At 58.2% G+C, this 13,461-nt stretch carries 14 protein-coding genes and 1 pseudogene; 7 read left to right on the plus strand and 8 right to left on the minus strand.

The window, feature by feature from the left end:
* Positions 1-15: 15 nt before the first annotated feature.
* Together AC22LX_RS14800 and AC22LX_RS14805 are read left to right on the plus strand one after the other, a co-directional pair.
* Positions 16-792, plus strand: coding sequence for an ABC transporter substrate-binding protein (locus AC22LX_RS14800; RefSeq protein WP_487334051.1), 777 nt, complete (start codon positions 16-18; stop codon positions 790-792).
* A 130-nt stretch (positions 793-922) separates the two neighbouring features.
* On the plus strand, positions 923-1,876 hold the full coding sequence (locus AC22LX_RS14805; RefSeq protein ID WP_045393384.1) for an aldo/keto reductase: 954 nt from the start codon (positions 923-925) through the stop codon (positions 1,874-1,876).
* 42 nt (positions 1,877-1,918) lie between these two features.
* On the opposite strand, the gene AC22LX_RS14810 is transcribed toward AC22LX_RS14805, so the two are convergent.
* The 6 genes and pseudogenes from AC22LX_RS14810 to AC22LX_RS14835 form a co-directional block, all read right to left on the minus strand.
* Positions 1,919-2,116 (minus strand): hypothetical protein, encoded by a 198-nt coding sequence (locus tag AC22LX_RS14810; RefSeq protein ID WP_487334099.1) that lies wholly within the window; start codon positions 2,114-2,116, stop codon positions 1,919-1,921.
* A gap of 28 nt (positions 2,117-2,144) precedes the next feature.
* A pseudogene (locus tag AC22LX_RS14815) lies at positions 2,145-2,258 on the minus strand (IS110 family transposase); the annotation flags it as partial.
* Positions 2,259-2,269: 11 nt separating this feature from the next.
* A complete protein-coding gene (locus AC22LX_RS14820; protein WP_487334052.1) occupies positions 2,270-3,061 on the minus strand; it encodes a MoaF C-terminal domain-containing protein in 792 nt (263 codons plus the stop codon).
* A gap of 25 nt (positions 3,062-3,086) precedes the next feature.
* Positions 3,087-3,863, minus strand: a complete 777-nt coding sequence (locus AC22LX_RS14825) for an SDR family NAD(P)-dependent oxidoreductase (protein ID WP_487334053.1) — start codon at positions 3,861-3,863, stop codon at positions 3,087-3,089.
* A gap of 87 nt (positions 3,864-3,950) precedes the next feature.
* Positions 3,951-5,684 carry an arylsulfatase gene (locus AC22LX_RS14830; RefSeq protein WP_487334054.1) on the minus strand — a complete coding sequence of 578 codons (1,734 nt, stop codon included), beginning with the start codon at positions 5,682-5,684 and terminating at the stop codon, positions 3,951-3,953.
* A 45-nt stretch (positions 5,685-5,729) separates the two neighbouring features.
* A complete protein-coding gene (locus AC22LX_RS14835) occupies positions 5,730-6,917 on the minus strand; it encodes an anaerobic sulfatase maturase (RefSeq protein ID WP_487334055.1) in 1,188 nt (395 codons plus the stop codon).
* A gap of 424 nt (positions 6,918-7,341) precedes the next feature.
* On the opposite strand from AC22LX_RS14835, the gene AC22LX_RS14840 reads away from it, so the two are divergent.
* The 5 genes from AC22LX_RS14840 (at position 7,342) to AC22LX_RS14860 (ending at position 11,230) form a co-directional block, all read left to right on the plus strand.
* On the plus strand, positions 7,342-8,025 hold the full coding sequence (locus AC22LX_RS14840; RefSeq protein WP_045393597.1) for a helix-turn-helix transcriptional regulator: 684 nt from the start codon (positions 7,342-7,344) through the stop codon (positions 8,023-8,025).
* Between the two features lie 117 nt (positions 8,026-8,142).
* A complete protein-coding gene (locus AC22LX_RS14845; protein WP_045393369.1) occupies positions 8,143-9,336 on the plus strand; it encodes an MFS transporter in 1,194 nt (397 codons plus the stop codon).
* Positions 9,333-10,448 (plus strand): class II histone deacetylase, encoded by a 1,116-nt coding sequence (locus tag AC22LX_RS14850; protein ID WP_045393366.1) that lies wholly within the window; start codon positions 9,333-9,335, stop codon positions 10,446-10,448. Before AC22LX_RS14845 ends, AC22LX_RS14850 begins: the two co-directional genes overlap by 4 nt.
* Before the next feature lie 116 nt (positions 10,449-10,564).
* Positions 10,565-10,867 carry a type II toxin-antitoxin system HigB family toxin gene (locus tag AC22LX_RS14855; RefSeq protein ID WP_049060171.1) on the plus strand — a complete coding sequence of 101 codons (303 nt, stop codon included), beginning with the start codon at positions 10,565-10,567 and terminating at the stop codon, positions 10,865-10,867.
* Complete coding sequence (locus AC22LX_RS14860) at positions 10,868-11,230, plus strand: helix-turn-helix domain-containing protein (RefSeq protein ID WP_172408062.1); 363 nt, start codon at positions 10,868-10,870, stop codon at positions 11,228-11,230.
* Between the two features lie 18 nt (positions 11,231-11,248).
* Here AC22LX_RS14860 and AC22LX_RS14865 read toward each other — a convergent pair whose 3' ends face one another.
* Positions 11,249-11,803, minus strand: a complete 555-nt coding sequence (locus tag AC22LX_RS14865) for a DUF3156 family protein (RefSeq protein WP_045393360.1) — start codon at positions 11,801-11,803, stop codon at positions 11,249-11,251.
* Complete coding sequence (locus tag AC22LX_RS14870) at positions 11,781-13,280, minus strand: APC family permease (protein WP_015704674.1); 1,500 nt, start codon at positions 13,278-13,280, stop codon at positions 11,781-11,783. Before AC22LX_RS14870 ends, AC22LX_RS14865 begins: the two co-directional genes overlap by 23 nt.
* Between the last annotated feature and the right edge of the window lie 181 nt (positions 13,281-13,461).

Below are 13,461 nucleotides of genomic sequence, written 5' to 3' on the forward strand. Positions count from 1 at the left end.
AGGAGAAAATCTCGAATGAAAAAATCACTGTTGTTATGTTTGGCATTAATGGCGTCGACGTCGGCGCTGGCCGCCGGGGCGAAAGAGATCCGTTTTGGCGTTGATCCGACCTTTGTGCCGTTTGAATGGAAAGATCCGCAGGGCAAGCTGGCGGGATTTGATATCGATTTAGGCAACGCGATTTGCCAGCAGCTGCAGGCGAAGTGCGTGTGGGTGGAAAGCAACTTTGACGGCATTATCCCGGCGCTAAAAGCGCGTAAGTTCGATGCGATTCTTTCGGGGATGTATATGACCGAGAAGCGTAAAGAGCAGATTGCCTTTAGCGATAAGCTCTACAACGGGCCGGTATTTCTGGTGGCGCGTAAAAATACCCTCAAAGGCAATACGCCGGAGCAGCTGAAGGGGAAAACCATCGGCGTCGAGCAGGGGTCGGCACAGGAAACTTATGTGAACCAGTACTGGCGACCGCAGGGTATCAACATTGTCGCCTATCAGGGCGCCGATAGCGTGGTGCGCGACCTTGAATCAGGCCGCCTCGATGGCGCTGTGCTCTCCGGCATGATGGCCGATTACAGTTTCCTGCAGCAGCCGCAGGGCAAGGATTTCGCCTTTGTTGGCGGACAGCTGCAGGATAATAAACTGTTCGGCGCCGGGGCGGCGATTGGCCTGCGTCAAGGCGACGATGCGCTGCGCGAAGAGATAAATGGCGCGATTGCAAAAATGCTTGCCGACGGCACCTACAAAAAACTGGCCGGGAAATATTTTAGCTTTGACGTTTATTCCGGGACATAATGTCAGAGTGTACCCTGCGGGCATGGACTGCCCGCCGCAAGATTCCTTTTCTGATTATCCACTCGACATCCTCTTCAGACCCCCTGCGGTTATCTGAGGGAAACAGAATATAAGCTAAGGAGTAATCGGCATGATGACACGTCCATTGGGCAAAAGCGGATTTTCCATCGCCCCATTAGTATTTGGCGGCAACGTCTTTGGCTGGACCATCGATGAGAAAACCAGTTTTGCCATTCTTGATGCTTTTGTTGACCACGGTTTTGATGCTATCGATACGGCGGATGTGTACTCCCGCTGGGCGGAAGGCAATCAGGGCGGTGAATCCGAAACCATTATTGGCCGCTGGCTACAGGCGCGCCCCGGCATACGCGATAAAGTCAAAATCTTCACTAAAGTTGGCTCTGATATGGGGCTACCCGGCCATAAAGGATTGAAAAAAGCCTGGATCCAGCAGGCGATTGACGACTCGTTGCGCCGCCTGAATACGGATTACGTCGACCTCTATTTCGCCCACTGGCCGGATCCTGAAACGCCAATCGATGAAACGTTAGAAGCATTCCAGGCGCTGCAGCAGGCCGGCAAGGTGCGGGCGATTGGCGCTTCAAACCTCGACGCCGGACAGCTGTCATCGGCGCTAGAAGTAGCGCGTAAAGGCGGCCTTCCTGCCTGGCAGGTGCTGCAGCCGGAATATAACCTCTATCACCGCTCCGCCTTTGAAGGGGCGCTTCGCGATCTCTGCGTAAGCCGCGATATTGGCGTGGTGACCTACTACAGCCTGGCCTCCGGCTTCCTGAGCGGTAAGTATCGCCAGCCGTCCGATTTAGCGCAAAGCCAGCGCGGCAGCGGCATCGCTAAATATCTCAATCCACGCGGAATGCGGATTATTGACACGCTGGTCGCGGTGGCGGAAGAACAGCGCGCGAAGCCTGCCGAAGTGGCGTTGGCGTGGCTGATGAGCCGGGAAGGCGTTACCGCGCCGATTGCCAGCGCTACCAGCCTGGCGCAGGTGGAAAGCTTCGCCCACGCGGCGGCGTTGAGCCTCAGCAGCGAACAATTGGCGCGGCTCGACAGCGCCAGCGCCTGAGTCAGTCCCTCCCCGGAGGCGGCGCGTTGCGCCTTGTCCGGGCTACCAAATCGCACAGTGCGTAGCCCCGGTAAGCGGTAGCGCCACCGGGGATTTTGCGGCCACCAACACCGGCAGTTTCGCCGGAAAAGTGGATAAATTAACGGCGGGCCGCACGAACGGTAGGCCGGATAAGGCGCAGCCGCCATCCGGCACAAAGCTGCTCCATATCCGCGGATGTTGCCCGGCGTAGCGACACATGACCCCCTTTACTCATCAGGCTCACCCGCCGTTTCTGCTCCTGAACATGCATTTCCGTCAGCGCCTGATGCCGAAGCACCCGCGCCCGCAGGGCCCGTTCAACCGGATGGGGCGCTTCCCATATCGCCGGGCGCTTCTCCCGGCCACGCAATATTATTCCTGATGGCGGGTGACGTTGAGGATCTTCGCGCTTGCGCCGACCGGGAAATTACTCAAGGCGCCAAAATCACTGCCCTGATAACCCATGATCTTACCATCGGTGCGCATCTGCTGAAGATCGATCAAGATAGCCCCCAGCGTGGGAATGATTTTCTCCCGCCAGACGAACAAATAGAGATCCTCCGCCACCTGTACGTAATGGCAGCGGTCGACATCCGCCAGCCCCTTTTCCACGCCGTCCAGACACTGCCAGGCGTAAAAATTATCGTTGAGATAGATGTGTTCATAACGCTCGGTCGGGCTATAGGTGTACTGATTGCGCATGCCGACCAGCGCGGTGGTAAAGTCCGGCAGCGGCCCCGGCTGGGCATCCAGGCGGGCGAAGACAAATCGCGCCTCGACGGCGGTCAGCGGCAACCCTTGCTCTACCCGGCTGAAGGCGTCCAGCCGCGCGGCGGCTTCGTCCGGTAGCTGGCCGTATACCAGCGTGGCGTTGCGCTGCGTCAGGTTGCATACCGCGCTGATACTGGCGTTATCGCGCTCCGGGTCAAGAAAATCGATAAACAGAATATCGGGGCGCAGGGCGGTTGCCCGCCAGGGCGCGCGTTTGCCGTTCCAGAGCAGAGTCTGGTCATTTTCGATAATCAGCTGCTGCGGCTCGCTCCCGGCGGCATAAAAGGTAAAGCGTTCGCCTGTGGGCAGACTGGCGGTGGCCAGCAGGTTGCCGTGCGGGGCGAAACCATCGGCCAGCGCGCCGACCTGGATAAATACGGCTTCTGAAGTCATGTGAGCTCCTGAGTAAAGTGGGGCGTTAAGTAAACGCCAGCGTTGGAACATCGACGATGCTGGAACCGCCGTCGGCGACCAGCGTCGCACCGCTGATAATGGCGGCCTGCGGCGAGCAGAGAAATTGGCAGGCCTGCGCTATTTCATCGGGGCTGGCGGGGCGGCGTAGCGGAACGTCGCGGCACACCCGTTGATAGGCCTCGGTAAGCGACAACCCTTCCTCCTGCATCAGCGGAATCATCTCTTCATCCGCCATCGGGGTGGTGACCCAGCCGGGGCAGATGGCATTGGCGCGGACGCCCTGTGGGCCGTAATCGCGGGCGACGGAACGCATCAGGCCGATTAAGGCGTGTTTGGCGGTGACGTAGCCACAGGCCTGCGGCCCGGCGGCAAGGGAAGCGATGGAGGCGACGAACAGTACATTGCCGCGGCTGGCGATAAGCGAAGGCAGGCAGGCGCGCACGCTGACGAAAGCGCTGTTCAGGTTCGCGTCCAGCGCCTCTCGCCATTGGCGATCGCTGGTGTCGGCGGCGGCGCTATTGCCCATGCCGCCGGCGCTGCAGATGAGCACATCGATACCGCCGGTTTGGTCGAGAATTGCAGGTAGCAGCCGTTCCCGCCAGACATCGCCGTCGGCGGCATCGCCCACCAGCGCCGTCGCGCCGGTTTCATCGGCGATCTTCTGTAGCTGCGCTTCGCGTCTGCCGGTAATAAACACCCGCTCGCCCGCTGCCGTCATCAGCCGCGCGCAGGCGGCGCCAATCCCGCTTCCGCCGCCGGTAATTACCACGACTCTCGCCATCCGCTCTCTCCTGTAATGGGTTCAGGATTACCTTAGAAAGCGAGTCAACTTCCGGCTATCGTCCAGAAGAACGATAGCCGGGTTCGTTTATTGGCCCTCGTTCACAGGAATCGCCTGCGGCGCAGGCACCGGCTTCATGGTTGCCGGATCGACCGCCAGATAACGCCCGGTTTTGTTATCGATACCGACATAATCGATCATCTTGCCCTGCGCTTTGGTAACCATGGTGCGCTTAGCAAATGCCTCGTAGGCGTCGCTCATGGCTTTGACCCGGTCGGCATGTTGGGCCGCGACGTCATGCGTCTCCAGCGGATCGTCATGCAGATTAAACAGCTGCCACGGCGCGTCGCCGGCGTTGAGGCCGAGCTTGACTAAGCGCCGCAGCTTCCATTCGCCATCGACCCAGGCTGCCTGATTATGCAGTTCAACCCCGTAGTTGCCGCGCGGCGGCTGCTGGACTTCACCGGTCAGATAGCGTTTAAAGCTGACGCCAATCATCGGCAACACGGGTTTCTTCGCCAGCGATTTATTGGGATCGATACCGGCGAATTCATATAGCGTCGGCGCCACGTCGTACACCGCCATGGTTGAGGCGTCGATTTTACCGCGCCGGGTAATGCCGGGACCGGAGATCATAAAGTCGGTATTGATGCCGCCCTGGGCGCTGGTGGTTTTGTGGTAGTTGGCGTAGGGGGCGTTGCTGACGTTGGCCCAGTGGGGGCCGTAGGAGACAAATGATCCTTTGCGGCCCACGTTGTCATAGCTGTTATTGAACTGCTTCCAGAATTCGGGGGTAGATTCGTAATAAAAACCCTGTGCCGGGTTGGCGCCGTTATCGGTTAAAAATACCAGCAGGGTATTTTTATCGCGCCCGGTTTGTTTCAGCGTCTCCATCAGCGTGCCGATTTGCGCGTCCATATTGGCGATCATCGCCGCATACACCTGCATGACTTTCGCCGTATATTTCTGCTGCTCTGGCGTTAGCGCCTCCCACTCTTTATCCAGCTCCAGATGCGGCAGCGGGGTGTCGTCATGAATGATTCCCAACGCTTTCAGACGGGCGATGCGCTGGCGATAGACCTCGGCGTAACCCTGCTCATACTGGCCTTTAAAACGTTTGATCCACTCATCCGGCGCCTGCAGGGGGTCATGAGGGGCGGTGAAGGCGAGCCAGGCGAAGACCGGCTGCTCCTTCGGCGTCGCTTTAATCCAGCTATTCATCTGGCGGGCGTAAGCTTCGCTGGAGTAAAAATCATCCGGCAGGGAGATGCGCTCGCCATCGCGGGTATAGTAAGTGTGGAACGCCTCGACGGTTCCGAGCGGAATCGCATCGTTAAAGTGGCTGGTGCCGCCGCCCATAAAGGCGAAGGAGTGGTTAAAACCGCGGTCCTTCGGCGTGGCGCCGGGAACAAAACCGAGATGCCATTTGCCGGCCATCAGCGTGTTATAGCCGGCATCTTTAAAGCGTTCGGCCATGGTGGTGACGCGGTCGGTCAGCCGCAGTTCGTAACCCTCTTTGCCAATGGTGCTGTCGTACCACCACATACCGCCCATCCCGGCCTGCTGGTTACTGTTGCCGGTCAACAGCATCGAACGCGCCGGGGCCGACATCGGTGAGGTGTAATACTGGCTCATGCGGATACTTTGCTCCGCCATGGCCTGCAGGTTGGGGGTGGGGATCTCACCGCCGAAGGGGCTAATATCGGAATAACCCATATCATCGGCGATAATCACGATGACGTTTGGATGCTCATTCTGCGCGCCGTGCGCGCCGCCGGCGAGGATCATGCTGACCGCCGCGGCCATGGCTTTTTTGTTCACGACTGACTCTCCTGTTCATAGTGGGACAACCATCAGGGCAAAGGGCTACGCGGGATGCGCGGCCCCAACAAACGCGGCCCGCCAGGCTTTCAGGCCGTTAAGGTCGCGGGAAAAGGGACGTAATGGCGCGAGGATTTCGCTAAAGAAACGGTAATAACCGCCGCATAGCCGATTGTTGCCAGCGGCGTTGAGATGCGCGGGGCAGCCGCCCTGGCAGACCATTTTTACGGAGCAAGTCTGACATTCGCGGCGCAGGCTTTTTTGCTGGCCGAAAGGGAGCTGAACGGATGCGTCGACCGCGACGGCGAGCGTCTGCTCGTCAAGGCGGCCCAGACGGTGTTCGGCGTTGATCAGATGATCGCAGGCGTAAAGCTGGCCGTCAGACTCCATCACCAGATTGCTGCCGCAGCGGGCGCTATGCACGCAGCTGCCGCTGGTATGGGTAAAATATTGCGCCCACGCCTGTTCGATATTGATGACGAATACCCGCCCCATATCGCAGCGCTTTTGCCACTGTCGCCAGATACCGACCATAAAACGCCCCCAGTTATCGGCGCTGAGCTGATAACCCTCACGCAGCGCGGCGCCTTCGCTCATTAGCGGCTGGAACTGCAGATAGCGCGCGCCAAGCGTGACCACCCGGTCATAAATCGCCGCCGCGTGGGCGGCCATCTCGTTATGCACCACCACCAGCAGATTAAACTCCACCTGATGCTGGTGGAGCAGGGCGATACCGCGTAGCGCCGCCGGCCAGGAAGTCTGCCCGCGTTTATCCGGTCGATGGTGGTTTTGCAGCGCTTCGCTACCTTCGAGGCTGACGCCGATAATAAAGCGATGTTCGCGAAACAGCCGGCACCAGGCGTCGTTGATAAGCGTCCCGTTGGTCTGCAGGCTATTGCTGATGGTTACGCCGTCAGGGGCGTAGCGCTGCTGCAGGGCGAGCGCTTTTTTATAAAAACGTAGCCCGGCCAGTAGCGGCTCGCCGCCCTGCCAGACAAAGTTGATTTCCCGCGCGCTGGCGGGCTGGGCGGCAATATAGCGGCGGATAAACTGCTCCAGCCGCGCCTCGTCCATCTTCCTGACCGGCGTTTCATCCTGCGGGTAGTAGCAGTAGCGGCAGGCGAGGTTACAGGCGGGGCCAATCGGTTTCATCAGAATATGAAACGGCAGCGATGAGCGTGGTTCGACGGCCAGCGGAATTTGCTGCTGGCGTAAGGCGGCGATATTCAGCATCGGCTTATCCTCTATTAATTGCTGGCCTGGGGCGGCATATTTGGGCAATAGCAAGTCAGGCGTAATCCGTTGATTAAGCCGCGGCGTTAAATTATCGACATCCTTTTTAGGGTATAAATGAAAAAATGCAAAAAACTATCGTTCTTAAGGATGAGATCGGACCTGCCAATATAAGGGTTTTTAATCCTTGCCGGAAAATAACGCGTGATGTTAATAACTTTTGTTTATGTTTTAACGCCGCTACGTTAACAGATAGCAGGGCGATTTTTAAATGCTTTAAATAACAATGTATTGATGAAAAGTTTGTAATGGATATCACATTGTTAACATGTTAATGATTGTGTTACTTAAATGTGAAATGTATGCTTCATCTTACTCTGGTATCCGCGTGTTACGCACCACCACCTTGACGGGGGGAAATATCATGTCTGCTTTATTAAAAGCCAGTCGTAATGATGCGATAATAGCCCGTTGTTTACAGACTATTTCACAGTTAATTCCACTGTCTTCAGCGGTTTTTTATCGAGTAAATAATCGTTTAAAACCTGAAAACTATATATTGCATAATATTTCGGATAATACACACCAACAATATCTGGAAAGCTTCCAGCCGTTGGATCCGCACCTGCCGGCGCACTTTAGTCACCAGAGTACGACCATGGCAGCGATGACGCCGCGACTCTGTGACCGCAACCGCCACTACTATCATGAATTTATGTTGCCGAATAACGTACGCGACATGACCGAAATCTTTATTCGCCGCGAACGGCGGATCGTTGCCGGTATCTCGCTGATGCGCGACGTGCCTTTTTCCAGCGAGGAACGCCTCCGGGCCCAGGCGGTACTGCCGTTGGTGGAGCTGGCTATTCGCGATTTCCTGCAGGAAGAGGATCAACTCCCTGCCATCCTGACGGCCAAAGAGCGCGAAATCGTCGGCATGGTGCGTGAAGGCGCCAGCAATAAGCTGATTGCCCGCCAGCTGGATATCTCGCTCTCGACGGTGAAAACCCATCTGCGCAATATTTTCGCCAAGACCGAAGTCGTCAACCGGACTGAACTCGTTTCCCGAACCTGGATGCCTGCCGCTCAGCGTACGCTGCATCTGTAATCTGACTATCGCATCCCGCGCGCGCCGTGGCAGCACGGCGTTTTCCTGATGCCTGTGGGTATCACTCCCTGGATAACCGTCCGGGGGGAGGCTTTTTTGACTGGAGCACGCCCTACGATGTCGAGTACACCTCTTTCTGAAAATAGCCTTTCCCGGCCTGGCGGGCTGGTGGTGTCGCTGCGTTTGCTGGCGGCGATTGTTATTTTCGCCGCCATTGCGCCGGGGATATTAATGACCGCGCCGGCGGTGGCGGCGCAGCTGGCCAGCGAATGGCACCTTAAACCCGGACAGATCGGCTGGCTATTTTCGGCGGAGCTCGGCGCGATGAGCCTGGCGACGCTCCCGGCGTGGTGGTGGATGAACCGCCTCGACTGGCGGCGGGTGGCACTCGTCGCCTGCGCGGTATTTCTGCTCGCTAACCTTGCTTCGGCGGTAGTCACCCAGTATGCATCGCTGCTGGCGGTACGCTTTATTGCTTCCCTGGCGGGCGGCACGCTAATGATTTTGTGCATCAGCTGCGCGGCGGGAACGCCGAATCCATCGCGGGTGTACGCATTCTGGGTACTGGGGCAGCTGCTGTTAGGCATGCTTGGCCTGCTGGTGTTGCCCGGCCTGTTCGTGACCTTTGGCCTGAAGGTCGTTTATCTGCTCCTCGCCGCCATCATGCTCTGCTGTTTGCCGCTGGTTTCCGCCTTCCCGTCGCGTTTTCAAGCGCAATCGGCTTCCCATCGCCAGCCACCTGCGGCGTCGTGGCGTAAGGCGCTGGCGGTGTTGGCGGTTCTCACCTTCTATATCAGCCTCAGCGCGGTATGGACCTTTATCGGCACCATCGGCAGCGGGGCAGGGTTGAGTCCGACAGAGGTCGGTCTGGTGCTGGCGGCGGCGACGGTGTTCGGCATTATCGGCGCCGGCGGCGCGGCTCTACGCGGTACCCAACGTCCGGACCGGCTGGCGGTGTGGCTGGGATACGCGCTGCTGATCGCCAGCGTGCTGTTACTGACGGGCCATCCGCTGCTGGTGCGTTACGCCATCGCGGCGCTGCTGTTTAAGTTCACCTGGACTTTCGTGCTGCCTTTTATCCTCGCTCGCGTGGCCGCGCTCGATAACAGCGGCCGGTTGATGAACAGCATCAATCTGGTGATCGGCGGCGGAATGGCAGCCGGCCCGGCGCTCGCGGGGGCCTTACTGCAACATTTCGCCAGCGCCAATCCGCTGCTGGCGGCGGCAGGCGCCTGCGCGCTGCTGTCTCTGATTTTGATTGCGGCGGCGTCGTCCGCCGGAAAAGGTTTAGCCAACGGGAGGATAGAGTGAAAAGAAAAACCGGTTTCTTCTTTGATGAACGTTGTTTCTGGCACAGTACCGGCCTGCACGCGGTAACGCTGCCGGTCGGTGGCTGGGTACAGCCGCCCGCCGGCGGCGGCCATGCCGAGTCGCCGGAGACCAAACGGCGGATGAAAAACCTGATGGACGTCTCCGGGCTGACGCCGCAACTGGAACTACGCAGCGCGGCGGCGGCGAGCTTTGAGGACCTGCGGCGGATCCATCCTGATAGCTATCTTGAGCGTTTTAAGGCAATCAGCGATAACGGCGGCGGCATGCTCGGCAAAGAGGCGCCGCTGGGACCGGGGAGTTATGAAATCGCCTGCCTTTCCGCCGGACTGGCCTGTGCCGCCGTGGAAGCGGTGCTTAAAGGGGAACTGGATAACGCCTATTCGCTGTCGCGGCCGCCCGGACACCACTGCCTGCCGGACCAGTCGATGGGGTTTTGTTTCCTCGCCAATATTCCCATTGCCGTTGAACGGGCGAAAGCGTTGCTGGGGCTCGGCAAGGTGGCGATTATTGACTGGGACGTTCACCACGGTAACGGTACGCAGCATATCTATCTGCAGCGCGATGACGTGCTGACTATCTCATTGCATCAGGACGGCTGCTTCCCGCCGGGCTACTCCGGCGAGGACGATCGCGGCGTTGGCGCGGGCGAAGGTTACAACATCAATATTCCGTTGCTGGCCGGGGCGGGCGACGACAGCTGGCGCTATGCGCTGGAAACTATCGTCATTCCCGCGCTGGCGCGTTTTGAGCCGGAACTGATTATTATCGCCTGCGGCTATGATGCCAACGCGATGGATCCATTAGCGCGGATGCAGCTACATAGCGACAGCTTCCGGGCGATGACCGAACAGGTCCAGCAGGCGGCGGATCGCCTGTGCGGCGGGAAACTGGTGATGGTGCACGAAGGCGGCTACGCCGAGTCCTACGTGCCGTTCTGCGGCCTGGCGGTGATGGAAACGCTGAGCGGCGTGCGCACCGAGGTTGAGGATCCGCTGCTGGAATTTATTCAGCAGCAGCAGCCGCGCGCCGCATTCGCGCAGTTCCAGCGCCAGGCCATCGATCGGCTGGCGCAGCAGTTCGGTCTGCTATAAAACGCCTCAGCTTCCCCGCTGTGATGGCGGGGAAGGGCAAGACGCAATGTGACTCAAAAGTCCCGTTTTGGGACTTTTTTCTTTACCTGGTCCCGAACTGGGACTAATATCCGTCCATGAAGATAATCTCAGTGAAAGTACTCAGGGATTTCTGGGCGGAGAATCCCGACGCGGAACAACCGCTAAAGGCTTGGGTGGACGAGGCAATAAAGGCTGACTGGAAAACCCCGGCGGAGATTAAGGACCAATACCGCAGCGCAAGCATATTGAAAAATAAGCGGGTGGTATTCAACATGAAGGGAAATGATTATCGGTTAATTGTAGCTGTTGCTTATCTGCGGGGATGGATGTTCGTTAAGTTTATCGGAACGCATAAGGAATATGACGTGATAAACGCTGAGACGATAGAGAGGAAGTAAATGATGAATGTTAAGCCTATCCGCACTGAACAAGATTACGAAGCCGCGTTAAGCGCGGTTGAACCTTTTTTTGATAATGAACCAGCGCCTGATACGCCAGAGGGCGATTTTTTTGAGGTGATGTGCTTGCTCATTGAAGAGTATGAGAAAAGGCACTATCCCATCGAGCCGCCCACCCCCATTGAAGCCATAAAATTTCGCATGGAGCAGCAGGGGCTTACCGTAAAAGATCTGGAACCAGCGATTGGTAAATCTAATCGCGTTTATGAAATTCTCAATGGCACGCGTAACCTGACGCTCCCGATGATTCGCCGGCTTCATGCACAGTTCGGCATTCCTCTGGAGAGTCTGATCGGCGCGTGATGTCATGGCAATATGGTCTTAATCATTGGTTTTCTCAGCCATCCACTGACTTACCGCCTGATTAATCATCGCCAGCACGCTGAGCAGCAGCATCCGCTGCTGCGCTTCGAGCTTCAGATAACGGCGCAGCGGCGGCATTTTACAGACCACTTCGCTGGCGGCCCAGGGTTCAATGCAACAGCGCCAGCCGCTATCGTCAAAGGTCAACGAAAAGCGGCGGTAGTCCAGCTCGCTTAAGGTGTGCTGGAGATTAGGAAAACCATTGAGATAGCCGGCGAGTTCAGCGCTCTCTTTACTGCCGATAAAGCGGATGGGCTGACGTTTCAGCCAGCCGGATTGGTGGGCGCGGATCTTGCCGCGAGCGGGCCGGGTAACCGGCCCCTCGACGACAAACTCGCAGCTGTGAATGCTGGCCATAAATAGCCGCTTCTGGCGCACGCTGAAGATGACGGCGGTGGCGTCGTTCAACCGCAACATCGCGCTGCTTTCGCTGAGTTTTTCGCTCGGCCAGCCCGCTAAGTCGCGCTGCACCGCGTTCATTAATGGCGTTTCAAACCAGGGGACGGAGGACATCAGGCGTCATCTCCCCGCGGGTCTGTTTCTCATAATTGCCGATAGCGCGCTCGACCACCTCTTCCACCTCCAGCGGCTTGAACGGATTAACGCGCTGTACGCATAGCGTCCAGAACAGGGCATAGGCGGCGGTCAGGCCGAGCATAATCCCGAACGGCACCAGCACCTCGCGGCTGTCCATCCCCGGTGGGGTAATATTCACAATCGCGATGATAATCCCGACGCTGGAGATAATCTGCGGTAGCGGGAACCACGGCGAGCGGTAGGCGCGTGGCAGGTCAGGGCGGCGAATGCGCAGCATCACCACCGACAGCGTGACCAGCAGATAGGCCACGCCCCAGGCGCAGACCGCGGCGAGGATCAGCGGTACGATACGGTCCAGATCGCCGTTCAGGTACCAGGCGTGCAGGCAGGGGATGGCCACGCCGATGGCAATTGCGATCACCGGCGTTTTGAAGCGTGGATGCAGCCAGGTAAGAAAACGCGGCAGCGCGCCGTCCAGCGCCATACCGTAAATAATACGCGGCACCGCGGCCATCAAGGTATTAATCGTGGCGCAGCCCGCCAGCAGCAGGCCGACCCCGAGCCAGTACTGGCCGGCGTGGCCCATCACCCGCTCGGCGAAGGCCGGGATCGCCATCGGCGTGTCCAGCAAATGGACGTTATTCGCCGCATCGATCACCACGTTTTCCACCTGGCGGTTAATCGCCGCGCCATAGATAAACATGCAGCTGGCGACCCCCAGCAGACCCAACGCCATCGCCCGCGGAATGGTGCGGTGGGCTTTTTTGATTTCCGGCGCCATCGGCGTCACCAGTTCGCAGCCGACGAACATAAACATCGCCATGCCGATATAGCCGAACAGGCCGGAGATATCGCTAACGTTCAGCGGCGTGCCGAACCAGCCGGAAAGGTGAGTCACCGGCGCCATAAAAATGCCGCACAGGCCGAAAATGGTCAGCGTCGTCCACATGCCGAAAGTAAGCACCACTTCGACCTTGCCGAAAATTTCCACGCCAATGGCGTTGAGCAGGCCGAAAATGACCACCATACCGACACCCACCATCCAGGTGTTTTGATGGGCGGCCATCTGCGCGTTGACCGATTCGAAGTTCACCAGCGCCATAATGCCGGCGAGAATGGTCTCCGCGGTTCCGGCGAAGATATGGACGATAAGATAGGCGCACAGCGCGCCGGTAATGGCGAAGAAGCGGCCCATACCGCAGGAGATATAGTCGTACACCGAGCCGGTGGTAGGGATTAACGTCGCGGCTTCGGCGAAGGTAGTGACCTGCGCTTGCATCATAATAAAAGCCAGCAGTACCGCCAGCGCGAAGGTGTCGCCGCCCATGCCGAATCCGCTGGTGACCGTCAGGATCACCGGGCTTGCCATAATCAGCCCAACCGAGCTGGCGAGGGTCGTCGGAAAGCCGACGACGCCGCGTTCAAGATGGCTGGCGAGTCTGTTACTAAACATAGTCAACCTCTGCACAATGTAGGGGAGGGCAGGGAATAGCCAGCGCCACTCCCGGATAGTCATAATTTAGGCGGGCATCCTGCTCAACGAATATCGTCCGGAAGGTGGAGAGCAACGGGTGAATCTGTGACGTAGTCCATGAATGTGGCGGTTGATAAATAAGATGGCCCCGGAAAGCGGG

This window comes from Klebsiella sp. PK01 (genome assembly GCF_057624675.1).